The 18204-nt window shown below is 32.5% G+C and carries 16 protein-coding genes and 3 tRNA genes; 10 read left to right on the top strand and 9 right to left on the bottom strand.

Annotated features, from left to right (window positions below; genetic code table 11):
- Positions 1-11: 11 nt before the first annotated feature.
- From Q0876_RS14645 to Q0876_RS14630, 4 genes are all read left to right on the top strand, one after another.
- A tRNA-Ser gene (locus Q0876_RS14645) sits at positions 12-95 on the top strand.
- Positions 96-110: 15 nt separating this feature from the next.
- A tRNA-Pro gene (locus tag Q0876_RS14640) sits at positions 111-185 on the top strand.
- 45 nt (positions 186-230) lie between these two features.
- Positions 231-304: transfer RNA gene (locus Q0876_RS14635), tRNA-Arg, on the top strand.
- 200 nt (positions 305-504) lie between these two features.
- The gene (locus Q0876_RS14630) at positions 505-927 is read left to right on the top strand and encodes a hypothetical protein (protein WP_299229275.1); all 423 of its coding nucleotides are present in this window, start codon (positions 505-507) and stop codon (positions 925-927) included.
- A 6-nt stretch (positions 928-933) separates the two neighbouring features.
- Here Q0876_RS14630 and Q0876_RS14625 read toward each other — a convergent pair whose 3' ends face one another.
- From Q0876_RS14625 to Q0876_RS14600, 6 genes are all read right to left on the bottom strand, one after another.
- Entirely contained in the window at positions 934-2112 is a 1179-nt protein-coding gene (locus Q0876_RS14625) for a class I SAM-dependent methyltransferase (protein ID WP_299229272.1), read from the bottom strand.
- A 4-nt stretch (positions 2113-2116) separates the two neighbouring features.
- The gene (locus Q0876_RS14620) at positions 2117-3205 is read right to left on the bottom strand and encodes an AI-2E family transporter (protein ID WP_299229269.1); all 1089 of its coding nucleotides are present in this window, start codon (positions 3203-3205) and stop codon (positions 2117-2119) included.
- 21 nt (positions 3206-3226) lie between these two features.
- Complete coding sequence (locus tag Q0876_RS14615; protein ID WP_299229267.1) at positions 3227-3727, bottom strand: TrmH family RNA methyltransferase; 501 nt, start codon at positions 3725-3727, stop codon at positions 3227-3229.
- A gap of 214 nt (positions 3728-3941) precedes the next feature.
- Positions 3942-4601 (bottom strand): DUF4159 domain-containing protein, encoded by a 660-nt coding sequence (locus Q0876_RS14610; protein ID WP_299229265.1) that lies wholly within the window; start codon positions 4599-4601, stop codon positions 3942-3944.
- Between the two features lie 44 nt (positions 4602-4645).
- On the bottom strand, positions 4646-5767 hold the full coding sequence (locus Q0876_RS14605) for a GTP cyclohydrolase (RefSeq protein WP_299229263.1): 1122 nt from the start codon (positions 5765-5767) through the stop codon (positions 4646-4648).
- 12 nt (positions 5768-5779) lie between these two features.
- On the bottom strand, positions 5780-6760 hold the full coding sequence (locus Q0876_RS14600; RefSeq protein WP_299229261.1) for a transporter: 981 nt from the start codon (positions 6758-6760) through the stop codon (positions 5780-5782).
- Between the two features lie 102 nt (positions 6761-6862).
- Here Q0876_RS14600 and Q0876_RS14595 point away from each other — a divergent pair, with 102 nt between their 5' ends.
- Genes Q0876_RS14595 through Q0876_RS14580 form a run of 4 tightly spaced genes read left to right on the top strand, consistent with a single transcriptional unit; the run spans position 6863 to position 12419 of the window.
- Entirely contained in the window at positions 6863-7141 is a 279-nt protein-coding gene (locus Q0876_RS14595; RefSeq protein WP_299229258.1) for a DUF4834 family protein, read from the top strand.
- A gap of 30 nt (positions 7142-7171) precedes the next feature.
- A complete protein-coding gene (locus Q0876_RS14590) occupies positions 7172-9616 on the top strand; it encodes a YfhO family protein (protein ID WP_299229255.1) in 2445 nt (814 codons plus the stop codon).
- A gap of 45 nt (positions 9617-9661) precedes the next feature.
- On the top strand, positions 9662-10936 hold the full coding sequence (locus tag Q0876_RS14585; protein ID WP_299229253.1) for a glycosyltransferase family 4 protein: 1275 nt from the start codon (positions 9662-9664) through the stop codon (positions 10934-10936).
- A 16-nt stretch (positions 10937-10952) separates the two neighbouring features.
- Positions 10953-12419 (top strand): polysaccharide biosynthesis C-terminal domain-containing protein, encoded by a 1467-nt coding sequence (locus Q0876_RS14580; RefSeq protein WP_299229250.1) that lies wholly within the window; start codon positions 10953-10955, stop codon positions 12417-12419.
- Between the two features lie 88 nt (positions 12420-12507).
- Here Q0876_RS14580 and Q0876_RS14575 read toward each other — a convergent pair whose 3' ends face one another.
- Both Q0876_RS14575 and Q0876_RS14570 read right to left on the bottom strand, forming a co-directional pair.
- Positions 12508-13731: a hypothetical protein gene (locus Q0876_RS14575; protein WP_299229248.1), complete on the bottom strand. Its 1224-nt coding sequence runs from the start codon at positions 13729-13731 to the stop codon at positions 12508-12510.
- A gap of 199 nt (positions 13732-13930) precedes the next feature.
- Positions 13931-14614 carry a hypothetical protein gene (locus Q0876_RS14570; RefSeq protein WP_299229247.1) on the bottom strand — a complete coding sequence of 228 codons (684 nt, stop codon included), beginning with the start codon at positions 14612-14614 and terminating at the stop codon, positions 13931-13933.
- A 248-nt stretch (positions 14615-14862) separates the two neighbouring features.
- On the opposite strand from Q0876_RS14570, the gene Q0876_RS14565 reads away from it, so the two are divergent.
- A complete protein-coding gene (locus Q0876_RS14565; protein WP_299229245.1) occupies positions 14863-15921 on the top strand; it encodes a DUF3667 domain-containing protein in 1059 nt (352 codons plus the stop codon).
- Between the two features lies 1 nt (position 15922).
- On the opposite strand, the gene Q0876_RS14560 is transcribed toward Q0876_RS14565, so the two are convergent.
- A complete protein-coding gene (locus Q0876_RS14560; protein WP_299229243.1) occupies positions 15923-17023 on the bottom strand; it encodes a DUF2911 domain-containing protein in 1101 nt (366 codons plus the stop codon).
- A 147-nt stretch (positions 17024-17170) separates the two neighbouring features.
- Between Q0876_RS14560 and Q0876_RS14555 the strand changes: the two genes are divergently transcribed.
- Positions 17171-18202 (top strand): AraC family transcriptional regulator, encoded by a 1032-nt coding sequence (locus tag Q0876_RS14555; RefSeq protein WP_299229240.1) that lies wholly within the window; start codon positions 17171-17173, stop codon positions 18200-18202.
- The last annotated feature ends 2 nt before the right edge of the window (positions 18203-18204 follow it).

Genomic DNA, 18204 nt, shown 5'->3' with positions numbered 1-18204 from the left:
CTTTATAAATTGGAGAGGTGCCAGAGTGGTAATGGAGCAGATTGCTAATCTGTCAACGCGTAAGTGTTGCCCGGGTTCGAATCCCGGTCTCTCCGCATTTTTAAATTTCACGGAGTGTAGCGTAGCCCGGTTATCGCGCCGCGTTTGGGACGCGGAGGTCGCAGGTTCGAATCCTGCCACTCCGACAAAAAATGTCAATTTCCATGATATGTTAATTGATTAAAAGCTACGGGCTCGTAGCTCAGCTGGATAGAGCACCTCCCTTCTAAGGAGGCGGTCATAGGTTCGAATCCTATCGGGCTCACAAAAAGACTTAACAGAGATGTTAGGTCTTTTTTGTTTTATGGTGATTGTTTCTTAAAAATCATGCATACCGTTTATCGATAATCACTTACAAAAAATGCATTTAATCGAATAAAAAATACATTTAATCGATAATTTTGTTTGTTATTGAATATTTTTAATCTACATTTGCCTAAATAATTTTCATTAAACCCCAAATCAATGAAAAACCTACTTAAAGCAATTGCTTTTGCAGTTGTAATATCTACATGTTATAATTGTTCTGTAGAATCTATAGACAATTCAGAAGAAATAGCTAATATTTCAGAACCAATCGTTCAAGACGAAGCACTAAACCCTTGCGTTGGAGCTAATCCTACAGCCAGATTAACCAATAATGGTAACGTAAGCTTTGATTTAGAGATTTTTACTATAGGAGGAGACCTTTTAAATCATGAGTATAATGTTATGCCTGGTAATGTTTCAAGTTGGAAGTCATTTGCTCCAGGTGAGGTTATTATAGCTATATCTAGTACGGTTACTAATGACTTTAAAATTGTATATGAGATGGATCCTTGTATGGAATTTGATTTAGAAATTGGTATTGACAACCTACTCATAGATTCTGTACCAACTCAGCTGTAAGGCATTTTATATTCTAGAGCAGACCAATACTAACTTTTCGTTAGATAAATTAGTAGTAAAAAAAAGATAAGTTTCACCACCATCTTTAATACCTAGTTTTTTACGAATTTGCTGGACAGTTTCTGGGAAATTTCGAGTTACTACATTTGCTTTTGAAATGCCTAAGTATTTAAACACTCTTTTATTGTAGGAGATTATTTTTTCTATTTTAAATTGTTTACCAGGAAATTCTATTTTTGAATTACTTGTGTAAAGGTGAGAGTTTTTATGTAGTTTATATATTTTAAAAGCATCAGATAGAACTTTAAAACCTCCAGATTTTAGTATCGCAACATTTGGTTCAAATAAATAAGTCAAAGGTAAGCTATAATTGGCTTTACTTATAGGTTCGTCTTCAAGTTTGAAAGAAAACAGTTGCTTTTTACCTTTAGTAAAATTTACAGTTTTAACAATAGTAGTTTCAGTGTGATCTTTTTCTAAAATCCAAAGTAACTCTTTTACTTCGTTGTTTAGAGCAACAATATGAATTTGCTTGACATATTTTAGCTCGCTTATACCAATAGATAGATCTAATAGTGGCGATGTTTTTATCATTACATTATTTGAGTCATGCATGATGGTTTCTAAGTGTTTAGGAACATTTGGTAAACAGTCTCTCAAAAAGAATACCTTTCCTTTGGATTCATGCCGTCTCGATGGATCAATGTAAATCCAATCATAGGTTTTTGTTGCGGTATTCAAGTGATTTATACCTTCTTCAGAAATACAACTTATATTCTTTACTTCAAGTTGCTTAAAATTATGCGATACAATTTTTGATAGCTGATCATTGATTTCGCAGTGCGTTACTGAAGAAAAATTTTTTGAAAAATAATAACTATCAACTCCAAAACCGCCAGTAATATCGATCAAACGTTCTCCTGATATTAAGCTCGACTTATATTTAGCGGTAAGTTCTGAAGAGGTTTGTTCGATATTTAGTTTGTTTGGATAGTATATGTTTTTCGTTTCAAACCATGTTGGCAGTTTAGTCTTACTCTTTTTTTTTGCTTCAATTTGCTCAATAATGATTTTAATGTCTATGCCATTAATCTGTTTTCCTTTTAATAGAAGTTTTGTAATATCATCATTTAAATGTGTGTTTATATAGTTCTGAACTTCAGTATTTAAAACATTCTTATTCAAGTTGTTAGAGGTCTTTGGTGAGTTTTTTTACCACTTTATTTTCTGATAGAAAAGTCTTTAAGATTACTTTAATTGCTGTATATGTTGGTATAGCTACGATCATACCTACAATTCCAAAAAGCAAACCAGCGATGATGATTACTAAAAATATCTCAAGAGGATGAGATTTCACACTTTTTGAAAAAATATAGGGTTGGCTAAAAAAATTATCAACCAATTGGGCAACAATGAACCCAATCATAACGTAAATAGTCTTAGGTAAAATTACATCACTAAAACTTTCGCCTAAATTACTAGACATAGTTAATACAATCATTAAAGCACCACTAACTAAAGGGCCTACATACGGAATTAGATTAAGCAAAGCACATAGGAAAGCGATTACGATAGCATTCTTAATTCCAAAAACAAGAAGGACAATGGTATATATAACGAACAAGATTAGTATTTGAAAAATCAATCCTACAAAATAGCGAGATAGTAGATCTTTAATTTTTTCTGAAGATGTTTTCCATCTTGATTCTTTGGAATCTGGAATGAAAGTAATGATCCCATTTTCAAAAAGGCGACTGTCTTTTAAAAAGAAAAACGATATAAATAATACTGAAAATAAACCAACAAGAGAAGAACCTAAACCACCAATAAAGGAGTTTAAAAAATTCGGAATTATCGAATAATCAAGCTTAGACAAAAAGTCTGATTCTTTAAATGATTGCTCGACATCTATTTTATTTAGGTCAAAATAGGTTATAATTTCTGAGTATAAGTTTTGAGCATTGGTTTGTAGTTCTTCAATATTTAAAAGTGATAAATTACGTCCTTGTTCAACAATCAATGGAATAAACATACTAATTAAGCCAAAAATTAAGCTTATGAAAAGTATCATAGTAACAATTACGGCTAAGGTGTTGTTGAACTTTAGTTTACGTCTTAAAAACAGAACTATAGGTCTTCCTATAAGCGAAATAACTGCAGCAACAGCGATGTAAACGATAACAGATTGAATCTTATATAAAAAGACTAGTATGAGCGCAATTCCTAATATAATGGCTACGGCTCTTAAAATACCATTTGCTATGGTTTTTGAATTCATGAAGTAAAGATATAAAAACTGTTATAACAATTGTTTGGTCATTTCATATAAAGCAATGCTAGTAGCTTGTACCACATTCATACTGCTATTTTGCCCATACATATCAATATGTATAATGGTATCAGCTAAGTTTAAGATGACTTCTGAAACTCCAAAATTTTCATCACCAACAACTAAAGCTATAGGTCGATCTTTTGAAAACTGAATTGAGTGAGTAGGATGACTATTAGTAGTGATCTCTAATGCAATAATTTGATAGTTTTTTTCTTTTAGCTCTGAAACAACTTCAAAAGCATTATCTGTTATTTCAAAGTCTACAACTTTTTCAGTAGCTCTTGAAGTTTTTGTCATTTTCCTACCTAACGGGACATACTCACCACAAAAGATTAATTTTTCAACGCCAAAGGCATCAGCAGCTCTAAATAAGCTTCCAACATTTGGAGCATTAGAAATATGTTGACATACTAAAATAATTGGAAATGTACGTTTAATAAAATTTGTATTGTAGTGAGTAAGTTGCAAGTTAAAAGAAGTGTAGGTTATTACTATTATCACACCTAATTGCTAAATGAGATTTCCAACATCCGAGACAACCACAAGTATAGTGAAAACTGTCTACTCCAATAGTGTAAGTATGGCTGTTAATTTTATTCATGGAATTGAAAATGAAAAATGACGCAATCATAATAGCAAATAGTTTATGACGCATTTTAAATTGTTTCATAGTTGAAGTAATTTAATTCTCGAAAGCATACTTTACAATATTAGCTCCCATTTTAAGGGCTTTTTCTCTTATTTCAGGAGGATCGTTATGTACTTCAGGATCTTCCCAGCCATCACCCAAGTCACTCTCAAATGTAAATAGCAGAACTAATCTGCTTTCATAAAAAAGCCCAAGTGCTTGTGGACGCTTACCATCATGCTCATGTATTTTGGGTAAACCATCAGGGAAAGGGTAGGCAATATTAAAAATTTTATGTGTAGCTGGTAATTCTACAAGTTCTTGATTTGGGAATACTTTTTTGAGCTCTTTTTTTATGTAAGGTTCCATTCCATAGTTATCATCTATATGCAGAAAACCACCTGAAATTAGATAGTTTCGTAGATTTTTGGCGTCTTCATCGCTTAAAAAAACATTACCATGACCAGTCATGTGTAGTAAAGGGTATTGAAAGATATCTATACTACCAACATCTACAGTTTCTGGTTTAGTATTCATTTTGGTATTGATATTTGCATTGCAATAACTAATCAAATTTGGTAAAGCTGTTGGATTGCTATACCAATCGCCTCCACCTTTATATTTAATTATAGCAAGGTCTTGTGCAAAGAGAACAGAGCTACTTAAACAAAGTGCTATCAATGCAACGAAAAAAAGATACAAACGTGGTGTCATATTCAAAAATAAAAAATAACTGACCTAAAGGTTGATTTTTAACTTTAATTTAGATTCTTCCTGAAGGTTTTTCTACGTTTGTAGACAACAGGATCAAAATGCTTCCAAATTTTATGTATTGCTTCGTTGTCTTCTAATTCAGGAGTTCTGAAGCATGTTTCAATACCTTTATCAGTAAAAGTATTGTAGTATTCATTAAAAATTACAGCATGTACACCTTTGTTTTGATAGTCTGGATGAATCCCTATGAGGTAAAAAATGACATTTTTACTGCTTTTTTTAGCCTTTAGAATATGATTGAATCCAAACGGAAATAATTTTCCTTTAGCTTTCTGTAAAGCTTCTGCAAAGGCTGGCATTACAATTGCAAAACCAACAAGTTCGTCATTTTTGTCAACTACAAATTTTATATATTCTGGATTTACAAAGCTGATAAATTTTTCCTTGAAATACTCTTTCTGAGCATCTGTGATTTTTACAAATGATGATAACGAAGCATAACTTTCATTAAACAAATCAAACATTTTGTCTGCGTAAGGCATGACTTCTTCAGTTTTTGTGAACTTTAGAGCCTTTAAATTATAACGTCGTTTGATAAGTTCTTGTGCTTTAGCGAAAGCTTCTGGCTTAACATTTTTAAATGGAAATTTGCTTTCTGAATATGATTTTTCAATGGTGTATCCTAGCTTTTTATAGTGCTCAACATAATATGGGTGATTGTACCAAGTGATCATAGGCGCAATTGAGTCAAACCCTTCAGTCATCACCCCAACTTTGTCTAGATTTGAAAAGCCTACTGGGCCTTCAGTATATTCAAGTTGATTAGATTTTCCAATCGCTTCAACCTGTTCTAGTAAAGCTCGAGACACATCAAAATCATCAATAAAATCAAACCAACCAAAACGCATTTTCTTTTGGTTTTGTTCTTTAACTTCTAGCCAATTGATTATGGCAGCAATACGACCAACAATTTCATCATTTTTATAAGCTAAGAAGAAGCGTGCTTCGGCATCTTTAAAGATTGGATTTTTTTTCTTGTCAAAGGTTTGTAACTCTTGACTAATAATTGGTGGTACCCAATATTTTGAATCTTTATATAAATTAAAGGGAAACTTTACAAATTGCTTGAGCTCTTTTTTTGAGTGTATTTCTTTAACAGTAATCATGTATGTAATGGCTTAAAGACTTCCGTCATCATCAAAATCAACATCTTTTTTCTTCTTTTTGCCTTTTTTCTTTTTAGGCTTTCTCTTATCAGCATCATCTCTAGAAGTCCCATTATCTTCCTTGTCTTTGTGAAAATCAAAACGATAAGACGCACCAAAATTTACACTAAATACAGAAGGTGTGTCTTTGGTATTAAAGGTTAATGCTGTGTCTAGTTGAAAATCTTTGCTCATTAGATATGCACCTCCAAAACGAAATAAATTATCTGCATAAAAATCACTTTGAATACCTTGAGTTTCACCAAATATTACCCATTGTGGGCTGAACGAATGTGTTAATGTAAGTATGTATTGAAACTCGGAGAAATCACTTCCAATTCTATCTTTGATTAGATTCATTACAAATACCCATCCGCCATTAAAATTATTTTGTGTTGCAACCATAATTTTTGGGCTAAAACCTTCAACATCTGGAGGTGTTAATGAATTGTTTTTTGTATCAAAATTGGCACCTGCGTAAACAGCAACAGCTGGAATTAGAGATTTCCATTTAAAACTTCTGTTTGCATGATAGCTGTAGAGGTTTGGCTTATCTTCTTCGGCATTTTTATAGGGATCGTATACTAAGTATTTGGCACCAACAGTAAAATTTTTAAAGTTGGAACGTTTGTCTTCAAGAGCGATGAAACTTCTATTGTCTGTACGTGTATCATTTTGATACGTTCCTTCAATATTTAATTCCAACTCTTCAAATAATAAACCATATCGTGCTGAAAAATCTATACCAAAACCCGACACTTCATATTGCAAAGGAGTATGTTCTTCTTTTAAGATATATGGACCAACTTCTAATTGAGCAACATTTGTGCCTACGGAAAAAGCACTTCTAGAAACTCCTGGTCTGTTTGAGTTGATGACTTCGGTATATTGGGCAAATAGGCATTGTGTTACAAATATAAGTACAATTGTAAGCGATGCTTTAATAAAATTCATAGGCTTAGCATTTAGTTCAAATATAGAGATTTTATATTTTTTTTAAGTATTTATAACTGTTTTTAAATGCATATAATTGTATTTTTGAATAAATTTAATTTAATGTTACAAGAAGCATCATTATATGGTTTTATTAGAACCATACTTATTATACTTTTGGTGTACTACGGAATTAAAATTCTTTCACGTTTTTTTGCACCATATTTTGCTAGATATGTATCTAAAAAAATGCAACAAAAGTTTGGTGGACAGTTTCAGCAACAACAAAGTCAAGATCAACGACATAGAGAAGGTGAAACGGTTATAGATAAAATGCCAAATAAAAATTCATCTGCAAATAAAAAGGTAGGAGAGTATATAGATTACGAAGAAATTGACTAATTTTCGTGTTTACAGAAAGTCTTTTGTTTTATGCAGTTTTCATTTAAAAAATTTATACCACATTTTTTAGTTTTAGTAGGTTTCGTAGTTGTTTCTTTGGCTTATTTTAGTCCAGTTTTACAAGGAAAACAGATCTTTCAAAGCGACATCATGCATTATACTGGTATGTCAAAGCAACAAAAGGATTTTAAATTACAAACTGGAGAAGAAACCTATTGGACCAATAGTGCTTTTGGTGGCATGCCTACCTATCAGCTTGGTGCTCGCTACCCTCATAATTATGTAAAAAAGTTAGATTCTGTTTTGCGGTTCTTGCCTAGACCTGCAGATTACCTTTTCATTTATTTTTTGGGGTTTTATATTTTACTTTTAGTTTTAAAAGTTGATTTTAAATTGGCAGCTCTAGGCGCATTAGCCTTCGGTTTTTCAACATACCTAATTATCATATTAGGCGTAGGACATAATAGCAAAGCGCATGCTATTGCTTACATGCCTTTAGTGCTGAGTGGAATCTTACTAACATTTCGTAAACATTATATCTTTGGTTTTCTACTAACATCAATAGCGCTAGCGCTTGAAATTGGAGCTAATCATTTTCAAATGACTTACTACTTGATGCTTTTAGTTCTTGTATTAGGTATTGCGTATTTAGTAGATGCTTATAAGAAAAAGGTACTGCCACATTTCTTTAAAACGGTTGGAATTCTTTCGGTTGCTGTAATGCTATCTATTGCTTTAAATGCAACCAATGTATTGGCAACACAAGAATATGTTAAAGAAAGCACGCGTGGTCAAAGTGAATTAACCATTAATTCTGATGGTTCTCCTAGAGAAGTTACAACAGGTTTAAGTAAAGATTACATTACAGAGTATAGTTATGGTTTTTTAGAAACGATGAACCTATATATACCAAGGTTTCTAGGTGGTGGCAGTGGAGAAGATGTAGGTAAAGATTCTGCCTTATTTAAGTTTTATACTAGTATTGGAGCTAGTCCTATTGAAGCATTGAACGAAGTCAAAAATTCACCAACATATTGGGGAGATCAAACTATAGTAGAAGCTCCAGCCTATGTTGGTGCAGTTGTTATATTCTTATTTGTGTTTGCACTGTTCTTAGTAAAAGGACGATTAAAATGGTGGCTTGTAGCTGGAACGCTATTATCACTATTATTATCCTATGGTAAGAATTTGGGCTTTTTAACCGATTTCTTTATCGACTATGTACCATTATATAATAAGTTTAGAGCAGTAAGCTCCATACAAGTAATTTTAGAATTGTGTATTCCAGTGCTAGCTATTTTTGGATTGGTTCGCCTATTTAATCAATACGAGAAAGACGAAGATAAAGTCAAGGCTTTAAAATTTTCTGCTGTAATAGCTGGTGGTTTTGCCGTTTTGTTTTTAATATTTGAAGGTTCTTTTGATTTTGTTGGAGCTAATGATGGTTATTATAGACAAGTCTATGGTCAATTTGGAGAAGCGTTCATCGATGCTTTACAAGAAGACCGAAAGGCATTTTTTATAGAGGACACTTTGCGAACACTGCTATTAGTTTTGCTTTCATCTGGAACTATCTTCATGTTTTTGAAGAAAAAACTTTCTGAAACATTAGTGGTCGTGATTTTTGCAGCACTTATCCTTTTTGATCTAGTAGGTGTAGATAGACGTTATGTAAATACTGAAAACTTTGTTTCAGCACTAAAAGTTAACAAACCTTATCAAGCCAATGCGGCAGATAAAGAAATCATGCAGGATAAAGGTCATTTTAGAGTTTTCGATTTATCTGCAGAAGGTAGTAGAGCACCTGCTAAGGCCTCATATTTTCATAATTCGTTAAGCGGTTATCACGCGGCTAAACTAAAGCGTTTTGATGAGCTATTCGATTTTCATATTGCAAGAAACAACATGAATGTTCTCAACATGCTCAACACTAAGTATATTATCGCAGAAGATCAACAAGGACAGGTATTTTCTTATTTGAACGAAGATACTAATGGTAATGCTTGGTTTGTGTCTAAATTAAGAGTTGTTGATTCTGCAGATGAAGCTATTACTGCCCTTGATAGTTTGAACACCAAGGTTGAAGCAATTTATGAGCAGTTAGAGAATAAAGAGGCACGAATTTCTAATACTGAATTTATTGTAGACTCTTTGGCTTCAATTAGTTTAGAAGCACATAAACCAAACTATTTAAAGTATAGATCTACTAACCCTAATGAAGGCTTAGCAGTCTTTTCCGAAGTTTATTATGCAAAAGGCTGGCAAGCTTATTTAAATGGAGAAGCTGTACCTTACCATCGTATTAATTATGTGCTTAGAGGAATGTTTATCCCTGCAGGAACGCATGATATTGAATTCAAGTTTGAACCTCAAGTAATACAAACAGGGAGTACAATTTCGTTAATGAGCTCTATATTATTTGGATTACTTTTATTAGGTGGTATTTTCGTCAAGATTAGGAATAAAGACGAATAGCATTATTACATTTAGACTATTGATTGAGTTTCTAATAACTAATAAATGAAACAAATCCTCATTATCACGTATTATTGGCCACCAGCTGGAGGGCCTGGTGTACAGCGTTGGTTAAAATTTGTAAAATACTTGCCTGAATTTGGTTTTGAACCTATTGTATATTGCCCAGAAAACCCTAGCTACCCAATTGTAGATAAAAGCCTATTAGATGAGGTTTCTGATACAATCACAGTTTTGAGACAACCTATTAAAGAACCCTACGGTATAGCTAATCTATTATCTAAGAAAAATTCAAAGCAAATTAGCGCTGGCGTGATTCCAAAGAAAAAGAAGCAAACAGTTATTCAAAAGTTAATGCTTTACATTCGTGGTAATTTCTTTATTCCTGATGCACGAAAATACTGGGTGAAGCCTTCAGTGGCATTTCTTTCAACATATATAGAGGCGAATAATATAGAAACCATTATTACTACTGGACCACCACACAGCTTACATTTAATAGGTTTGCAATTAAAACAACAACTAGGAGTGAAGTGGTTAGCCGATTTTAGAGATCCCTGGACAACCATTGGCTATCATAAACAATTGAAATTAAGCAATTCTTCAGCCAAAAAGCATAACGATCTTGAGTCTAAAGTGCTACAAACAGCTGATCACATGATTGTGACAAGCAATAATACCAAGAAAGAATTTGCATTAAAAACAAACCAACCAGTTTCTGTAATTACTAACGGCTATGATACACATCAAATAATGAAACCAGTAAAGGATTCAAAATTCACAATGGCTCATATTGGTTCTTTATTGTCTGAACGCAACCCCAAACAACTTTGGGAAGCTTTACGTGAATTGATTCATGAAAATAAATCATTTGCAGAGGATTTTCAGTTGAACCTGATTGGTATTGTAAGCGATACTATTATAAAAACACTTCAGGATTATGAGCTAATCAATTATACGAAAACAATGGGTTATGTTTCTCATGATAAAGCTATAGATGCACAAATGCGTTCGCAGGTGTTGTTGCTGATTGAAATTGATTCAAACGATACCAAAGTAATTATTCCTGGCAAGTTGTTTGAATACATGGTATCAGAGACGCCGATTCTTGCTATTGGTCCAAAAGATTCGGATGTAGAAGATATTTTAAAATCTACCAATACAGGCCAATATTTCTATTACCATGAAAAGCAAGCCATGAAATCTCAGATTTTATCGTATTTTGAAGCTTATAAAAACAACAATTTATCTGTTAGTGCTATTGGGTTGCAACAATACAGTAGAAGATCTCTAACGAGTACACTTAGCGATTTGCTTTAAAGTTTGAAGTTTATCTATGGGAATAGTCATCAACCAATCATTTAAGAATACTATAACCACATATATTGGTTTTGGTCTTGGTGCGATTAATACACTTTTTCTCTACACGAGCTTTATATCTGATGAATATTATGGTCTGGTTGCGTTTATTCTGTCTGCTGCAAATATCATGATGCCACTTATGGCTTTTGGTGTACACAATACAATTATTAAATTCTATTCCACATTCAAAACCAAAAACTCATTAAATAGTTTTCTCACGTTAATGTTGTTTTTGCCTATGATTATAGCTATTCCAGTAAGTCTTATCGGTTATTTTAGTTACGATATGATTGCAAATTGGTTAGCTTCAGAAAATGTAATTATCAAAGATTACCTTTGGTATATTTTCTTTGCTGCATTTTCAATGGCCTATTTTGAAGTATTCTTTGCTTGGGCCAAAGTGCAAATGCAAACTGTTTTTGGCAATTTCATGAAAGAAGTATTTCATCGTGTGGCTATTATGATTTTGCTTTTCGCTGTATATTTTCGTTGGCTAACGGTTGACGCATTTTTAGTGAGTTTAATTTTAGTATATGCTATTCGAATGCTAATCATGTTGTTTAGTGCATTTTATATTATGCTACCCGTTTTTAGATTTGATAAGATAGATAAACTCGCTTCTATTTTGAAATACTCAGGTTTAATTATTATAGCAGGCTCAATATCTACACTTATATTAGATTTAGATAAGGTCATGATTGGAAAACTATTACCAGAAATAGAAGTGGTGGCCTATTATAGTGTAGCCGTTTTTATTGCTACAGTCATCGCTGTGCCTCAGCGTGCAATGCACCAAATCATGATGCCATTGACAGCCCAATTTTTAAACAATAACGATGAAAGCGCACTAAAGGATCTTTATCAACGTAGTTCGTTGACATTGCTTATAGTAAGTGGTTTTATTTTTTTATTAATAGTGCTTAATATTAACGAATTATATCTCATAATTCCTAAAGAGTTTTCGGGAGGTTTGATCGTGGTTTTCTTAATTAGCTTAGCTAAGCTCTATGATAATCTTATAGGAAACAATAATGCCATTTTATTCAATAGCGATTATTACAGAATGGTATTAATATTTGGTGTTGTTTTAGCTGTTTGTGCCATAGTGCTTAATATGATTTTGATTCCACTGTATGGTATAAATGGATCAGCTTTAGCTACGTTTATATCTATCTTATTGTATAATACTATTAAGGTGTTTTTTGTAAAGCATAAATTTAATATGTTTCCTTTTACGTCTGAAACATTCAAAGTTTTAGTACTACTTATAATTTTTGTTTTAGGGTTTTATTTTTGGGAGTTTTCTTTTAACCCTTATATAAATATTATTCTAAAATCAATAGTGGTAGCCGTCGCATATGTATTTGTAATTTATAAGCTTAAATTATCTGAAGACATATCAGAAACGCTAGAGAAATATTTAAAACTTAAAAAGGATTAATTTCATAAAAAGGGAAAATCCCACAAGGTGCTTTGAGGCATACTGCTTATGGGACGTTCCAACTAACCAACCAAAAAATTATATATTGTTATCTCGTTCTTTTTGTTCTTGAACTTGAACGATTTTGCGTCGATCTTGATGTCGCTTTTCTAGCTTGCGAATTGCTTCTACTTCTAGATTGAGTCACACGTTTTGAAGATCGTTCATTTTGCTTCTTACTAGATATACGAGTATTAGATGTGTTTGGTTTTCTAATTTGCGAATTATTATTTCTAACCATATTTGAACGCCCTCTCTCATTTGACACAGCTCTATTTGTTGTAGTCACATTTCTATTCGTGCTACTAGTCATAGATCGATTTGAATTCTTAACCCTAGAATTAGTAACTCTTGTATTGTTAGTTCTGTTATTTGAACTCACATTTCTATTGGTCATACTTCTACTGTTCGAGTTTGCATTAGTAGTCCTTCTTGGTGTAGCAGTTGTATTTCTGCTTGCCATACTTCTGTTTGTGGCATTAGTGTTACTTCTTCTAGAGGTTGAAGCTGTAGTATTACTAGTTCTTCTTGAAGACGTGTTAGCCATACTTCTAGTTGTTGTTGCTTCTTGTCTATATCTTGTATTTACACTTGTACCACGACGACCAGTTGTTGCTACTGTGCCACGTCTACTGTTAATTCGTACTGGCTCTCTGTAATTATTTCTATAAGGTCTATAATACGTGTGTCTTACTGGTGTATAGAATTGTCTGTATGGTCTGTTATAGACAACACAATAGTTTACAGGCGGAACCACATAAAATCTATGCCATGGTCTAAATACATAAGCTCTGTTATAAATGTTTATAAATCCTGTACAGTGTGTAAATGCTCTATAGCCATTGTAGTGAACAAAAAGGCCTCCTACACGTGCCACACGACCAAAACTATTGTAATTGATATTAACGTTTCCAATTTGGGTCACACGACCATAAAAATCATAAAATACTGGTGTGTTTTCAACTTGGATGATGGCACCAAAGTCATCATACTGTACATAAGGATTATAATTATATCCTGAATTAAAGCTAATCGATACTCCTGGTGTGTTTACAGCCACATTCACATTCGGGCCATAATTTTGCATGTAAAAATCAAACTGACCATCTGGAAATACAGAAAATTCAACTCCACCTTCTACAAAAATGAAAGAATTGCCATAACCTCTAACAAAGTTGTAAGATGAGCTTGTATTTATAATGTTGGTGGTTGATGCGTTTACAGCTGTTCCCGAAAGAAACAGAACCGTAACTAAAAGTGCTAATTTTTTCATAATCGTAAGGGTTTTTGTTAATACAATTACTCTAAAACAATTAGTGTGCCAAAAAATATAATATACTGATAGTCAAACAAAAGAGCTTTGTATAGAAGCTTTATGTTTTATTTTTTTAAAATAAATTAAAAATCCCAAAGGCTTGGGGAAGCACTTTGGGATTGTGTAAGTTCATCTTAGTATTTAGGGAATGAACTTTTTATCGTTTTATTTTTTTACTCTTTTTTATTTTTCCATTTTTTCTGTAGTAATAAAAATTATTGTCATAGTCGTCTAGATCATCAAAATCGTTTGGATGATAATTTCCTAGTCCAAGTCCAGATCCAACACCACAATTCAGTTCAGTATTGTATTGGTTAACCACACCAGAGATATGTACGATTTCTCCCCAACGATTATAATTAACTCGTAATCCACCAACTTGTCTTAAAAGTCCGCTACCTCTTTGGTAACTCATGTAGACTGATCCAACTCGTTTTATTCGACCACGTCTATCATAGTTGAGGAATACATTGCCAATTCTGCGTACTTGTCCATTACTATCGTGAGTAATGATTACGCCTCTAGGTCTAGTGTTTGTGTAATACACTCTGTTAACCATTCCTGGAGCTCCATAAGTAGTGTTTACAGAATGTCTTCTAGAGTTTCTTCTGTAGTACATTTGAGAAACATTGTTTTGAATTTCTGTATTGAAATCAAAGCTTCCATCTGGAAAGATCATAAATTCTACACCACGTTCAATGAACACTATTGGCTCTGCAAAACGATAGCGTGATGATACATTTAAATCTTCCCTATCGGAAACAGCATGTCCTGCTGTTGTAGCTGTTGCTGATGTTAATCCTATTAACATCGCTGCAATAAAAAGTAATTGCTTTTTCATAATTTATAGGTTTTTAGATTTGCCTTCACTTACAACTCATTTGAAAGTTTTTCGGCTTACGCTATTTGATTAAGGACTAAACAAGAGCTGTGCCAAAAACTATAAACAGCTGAAATACAGATTCTTATTTGTTTTTGTTTAGTAGTCTTTTAATGATTGATTCTATTTCGAGTTGTAAGAGATCATTTATAATTGTGATAATGAATCTTTATTTTTAGTATTTTTATATCACTAACCAAACTCAGCTTATGGAGGAGAAGGCATTACAGTGTCAAAATTGTGAATCTAAGCTTGAATCGCAATTTGAGTTTTGTCCTAATTGCGGGCAAAAAACCAATGACAAGCTTACTATTGGCGTACTGTTTTACAACACCATAAGCAACTATTTTTCCTTTGATGCGCGATTTTTAAAGAGTTTCATTCCTTTAATGACAAAGCCAGGTTATTTGGCTAGAAAGTTTTTAGAAGGGAAGCGTTTATTGTATTTGCATCCAGCTCAAATGTATCTATTTGTTTCTGTAATTTTCTTTTTTCTTTTTTCCTTTACAGCCAGAAAACATACCGATGCACTTAATACAGCATTGCACAAGACCCTTGAAAAAGATAAGGTCAATTTAATTGATTCTGTTGATATGCACAAAGCAGATTCGATCACTAGAGCTAAGCTCAAGGAGACCCTAGAACAGAATCAAGCATTAATAGGTGTAAACGATAAGGAAATTGATTCAATTGTTGCGTCTGAAGAATTTGGAGAAGAGAATTTATCGTTTGGATTTAATGAAAAGAAGGTTGATTCATTAATTAAAATAAATGCTCAAAATGCCGAAATATATAAAGCTATGGGAATGAAAGATGACGATAATTGGATGACAAAAAAAGCTTATGCGCAAGCTTTGAAATTTTATAGAACTAGAGATGGTGGAAACATACTTGGTGCATTTTATGACACCATACCTATTGCTTTATTTTTCTTATTGCCAATTTTTGCTTTTATTATAAAACTGCTTTATAGAAAGAAAGGCCATTATGCACATCATTTGGTGTTTAGTTTCTATTATTTTTCATTTTTATTTACGGTTTTCAGCATCATTTTTGGTATAAATATGATTTATGATATTTCTGATTCGATAGACTTTCTCATAGCAACGTCTACTTTCATTTACCTATACATAGCTTTAAAACGATTCTACGGTCAAGGTTGGATTTTAAGTTTTATTAAATGTGGTGTTGCTACTTTTTCGTTTATAGCAATAGTTATACCATCAACAGTAGCCATACTAGCTGTATTTGCATTTTTATTCTACTAGCTTATTTTGGTAAGCCGTATGTTTTAGCCTTCATTTCGCCAATGATCTCTTCAATACGTGATTGATAACCTTCAGGAACTAGCGACTTAAATTTATTAATAGATTTAATTGCTTGTTGGCTGTTTCCTAAGAAATAATCTGCAATACTTTCATTTAAAAGTAAGAACCAAACTTTTGGGTGTTTTTTGTTTGCAGCAGTAGCTATGGCTTTGGCTTCTACAAATGATTCATTTTCCAGAAAATATCTACTTAGGTCATAAGCTTCATAATCTTTGTAGTCTAACAATGCCAAACGTTGTACTGTTTTATTTGCTTCCTCAGTTCTGTTCAATTTCTTTAGTAATTTTAGTTTGGTAGACGTGTTAGTGAAGTTTTCATTTGAAGCAAAACCGTTGTAACCACCATTTATAGATCTGTTAGCCCATTCTAAGGCCTCTTCTAGATTTGTATTTTGGTTTAAGCACCAATTTGCCGCATCGTCCCATGCTTGCCAATGATAGGTATTTATGCCTCTTAATTCATCTCTAAAGCTTGCTAGAACAGTTTCATTAAGATCTATAGAGACGTTAAAAGGAATTCTTTTTTCAGCCCATTCTAAACCAATTTTCACAGAGTTTTTAGTCCAATCTAAAAATTCAAAATCCATTTTTTCACTAAAAGCACATGGTTCAGCTTTAACATCTATACTAAGGCTTACGTCTTTTTCAATATCTAGATAATAACTTCCCCATTGATTACTGTTGTGGGCAAATAGAAGTGTGTATGTGTCCCCTTTTGGAATAACATGTAAACCATATGTGCCTGCTTCAAGTGTTTTTCCTTCAATTTTTACGTTTGTATTAAATGCTATGGTTGTATTCATATTGGCACCAGCTCTCCATGGTATTGGATTTCCAGATTGTGGAATGACATTTGTGTCGTTCCAAACGTCTCGATTATTGACTGACGGACTACTATAATTGATAGTGATATCTGTAACAGCCAATCGCTGTGACTCGATAACTTGATTGCTTCTTTGAGGTATTTTTAATGTATGAAACTGCGGAAATGCAGAATTTGTAATTAATAAAAGTGAACCGATAATAAGGAATCTTTTTAGCATAAGGTGAAAATTTATAGTTGCGCTAAAACTATCATTTATACTGTTTTTAAGCCTCTTGATTCATTAAATCTGAATAGAATAACTAATAAATTTTTATCTTTTATTTAATTTATCAACTAGATTTACTCCGTTATTTAAAATTGACTTATGATTAATTCATTTAGTATATGGATTTCGGTTTTTTGTTTGATCGCAATAGTTAATGCATTATTTCTTGTGTTTTTGTTTTTAAAACGTAAACCATTTAATCCATATGGAAATATTTTCATTTCATTATTGTTAATTGCACTAGCACTCAGAATAAGTAAGTCTATATTTTTTTATCTATTCTATGATATTTCTCCTTTTTACATTTCAATTGGGTTAATGGGAAAGCTAGCTATAGGTCCATTTTTGTTATTCTTTACAAAAAGTGAAACAAAAGATGGAGTTATAAAATTAACCAACTACTTACATTTATTACCATCTCTAATTGCAGTATGTGTTGGTTGGCAATTGACTATAGAGCAATTGACATTTTTATTTTGGTCGGGCACGTTTATGCTAACTGCGTATATTTTATGCGCTTGGCATCTTTATAGATCTCATAATAAACTAAAAGAAAAAAATGCATCATTTGTATTGAGTAAAACAGTTTTGATTGGTGTGACTATGATTTGGATGACTTTTGTTATTCAACTATTTTCTCAAACTATTAATATGTATTTGATAGGTACAATAATAGCAGTAATTGTATTATATGTGCTCAATTATAGGTTGACTATATTTACAGTTAAGAAGACCAGATTAAACAAAACCAAGCACATCTCAGTTGAGCGAATCAAAGGGGTTATAGAAGCTATTAACTTTAGCTTTAAGGAAGAAAGAATCTACAGAGACCCAAAACTTACGTTAACAAAGCTTTCTGCCCATATCGATCAACCAGTTTATTTAATTTCTCAGGCCATAAATAAAACATATGGGAAGACCTTTCCTGAATTTGTAAATTATTATCGTGTTGAAGAACTTAAAAAAGAGCTTGAAGAGTTTGGTACGACCAATTACACAATCGAAGGTATAGCGTACAGTGTAGGGTTTAATACACCATCAGCATTTTATGCAGCTTTTAAGCGTGAAATAGGAATAACACCTCAAAAATTCATAGAACAAAACTTGAATAGAATCGAGAATAAAAATTAAAT

It is taken from the genome of uncultured Psychroserpens sp., from assembly GCF_947503375.1.
Taxonomy (GTDB): domain Bacteria; phylum Bacteroidota; class Bacteroidia; order Flavobacteriales; family Flavobacteriaceae; genus Psychroserpens.
Note: the sequence above shows the minus strand (reverse complement) of the source record. Positions and strands in the feature narration are given on the sequence as shown.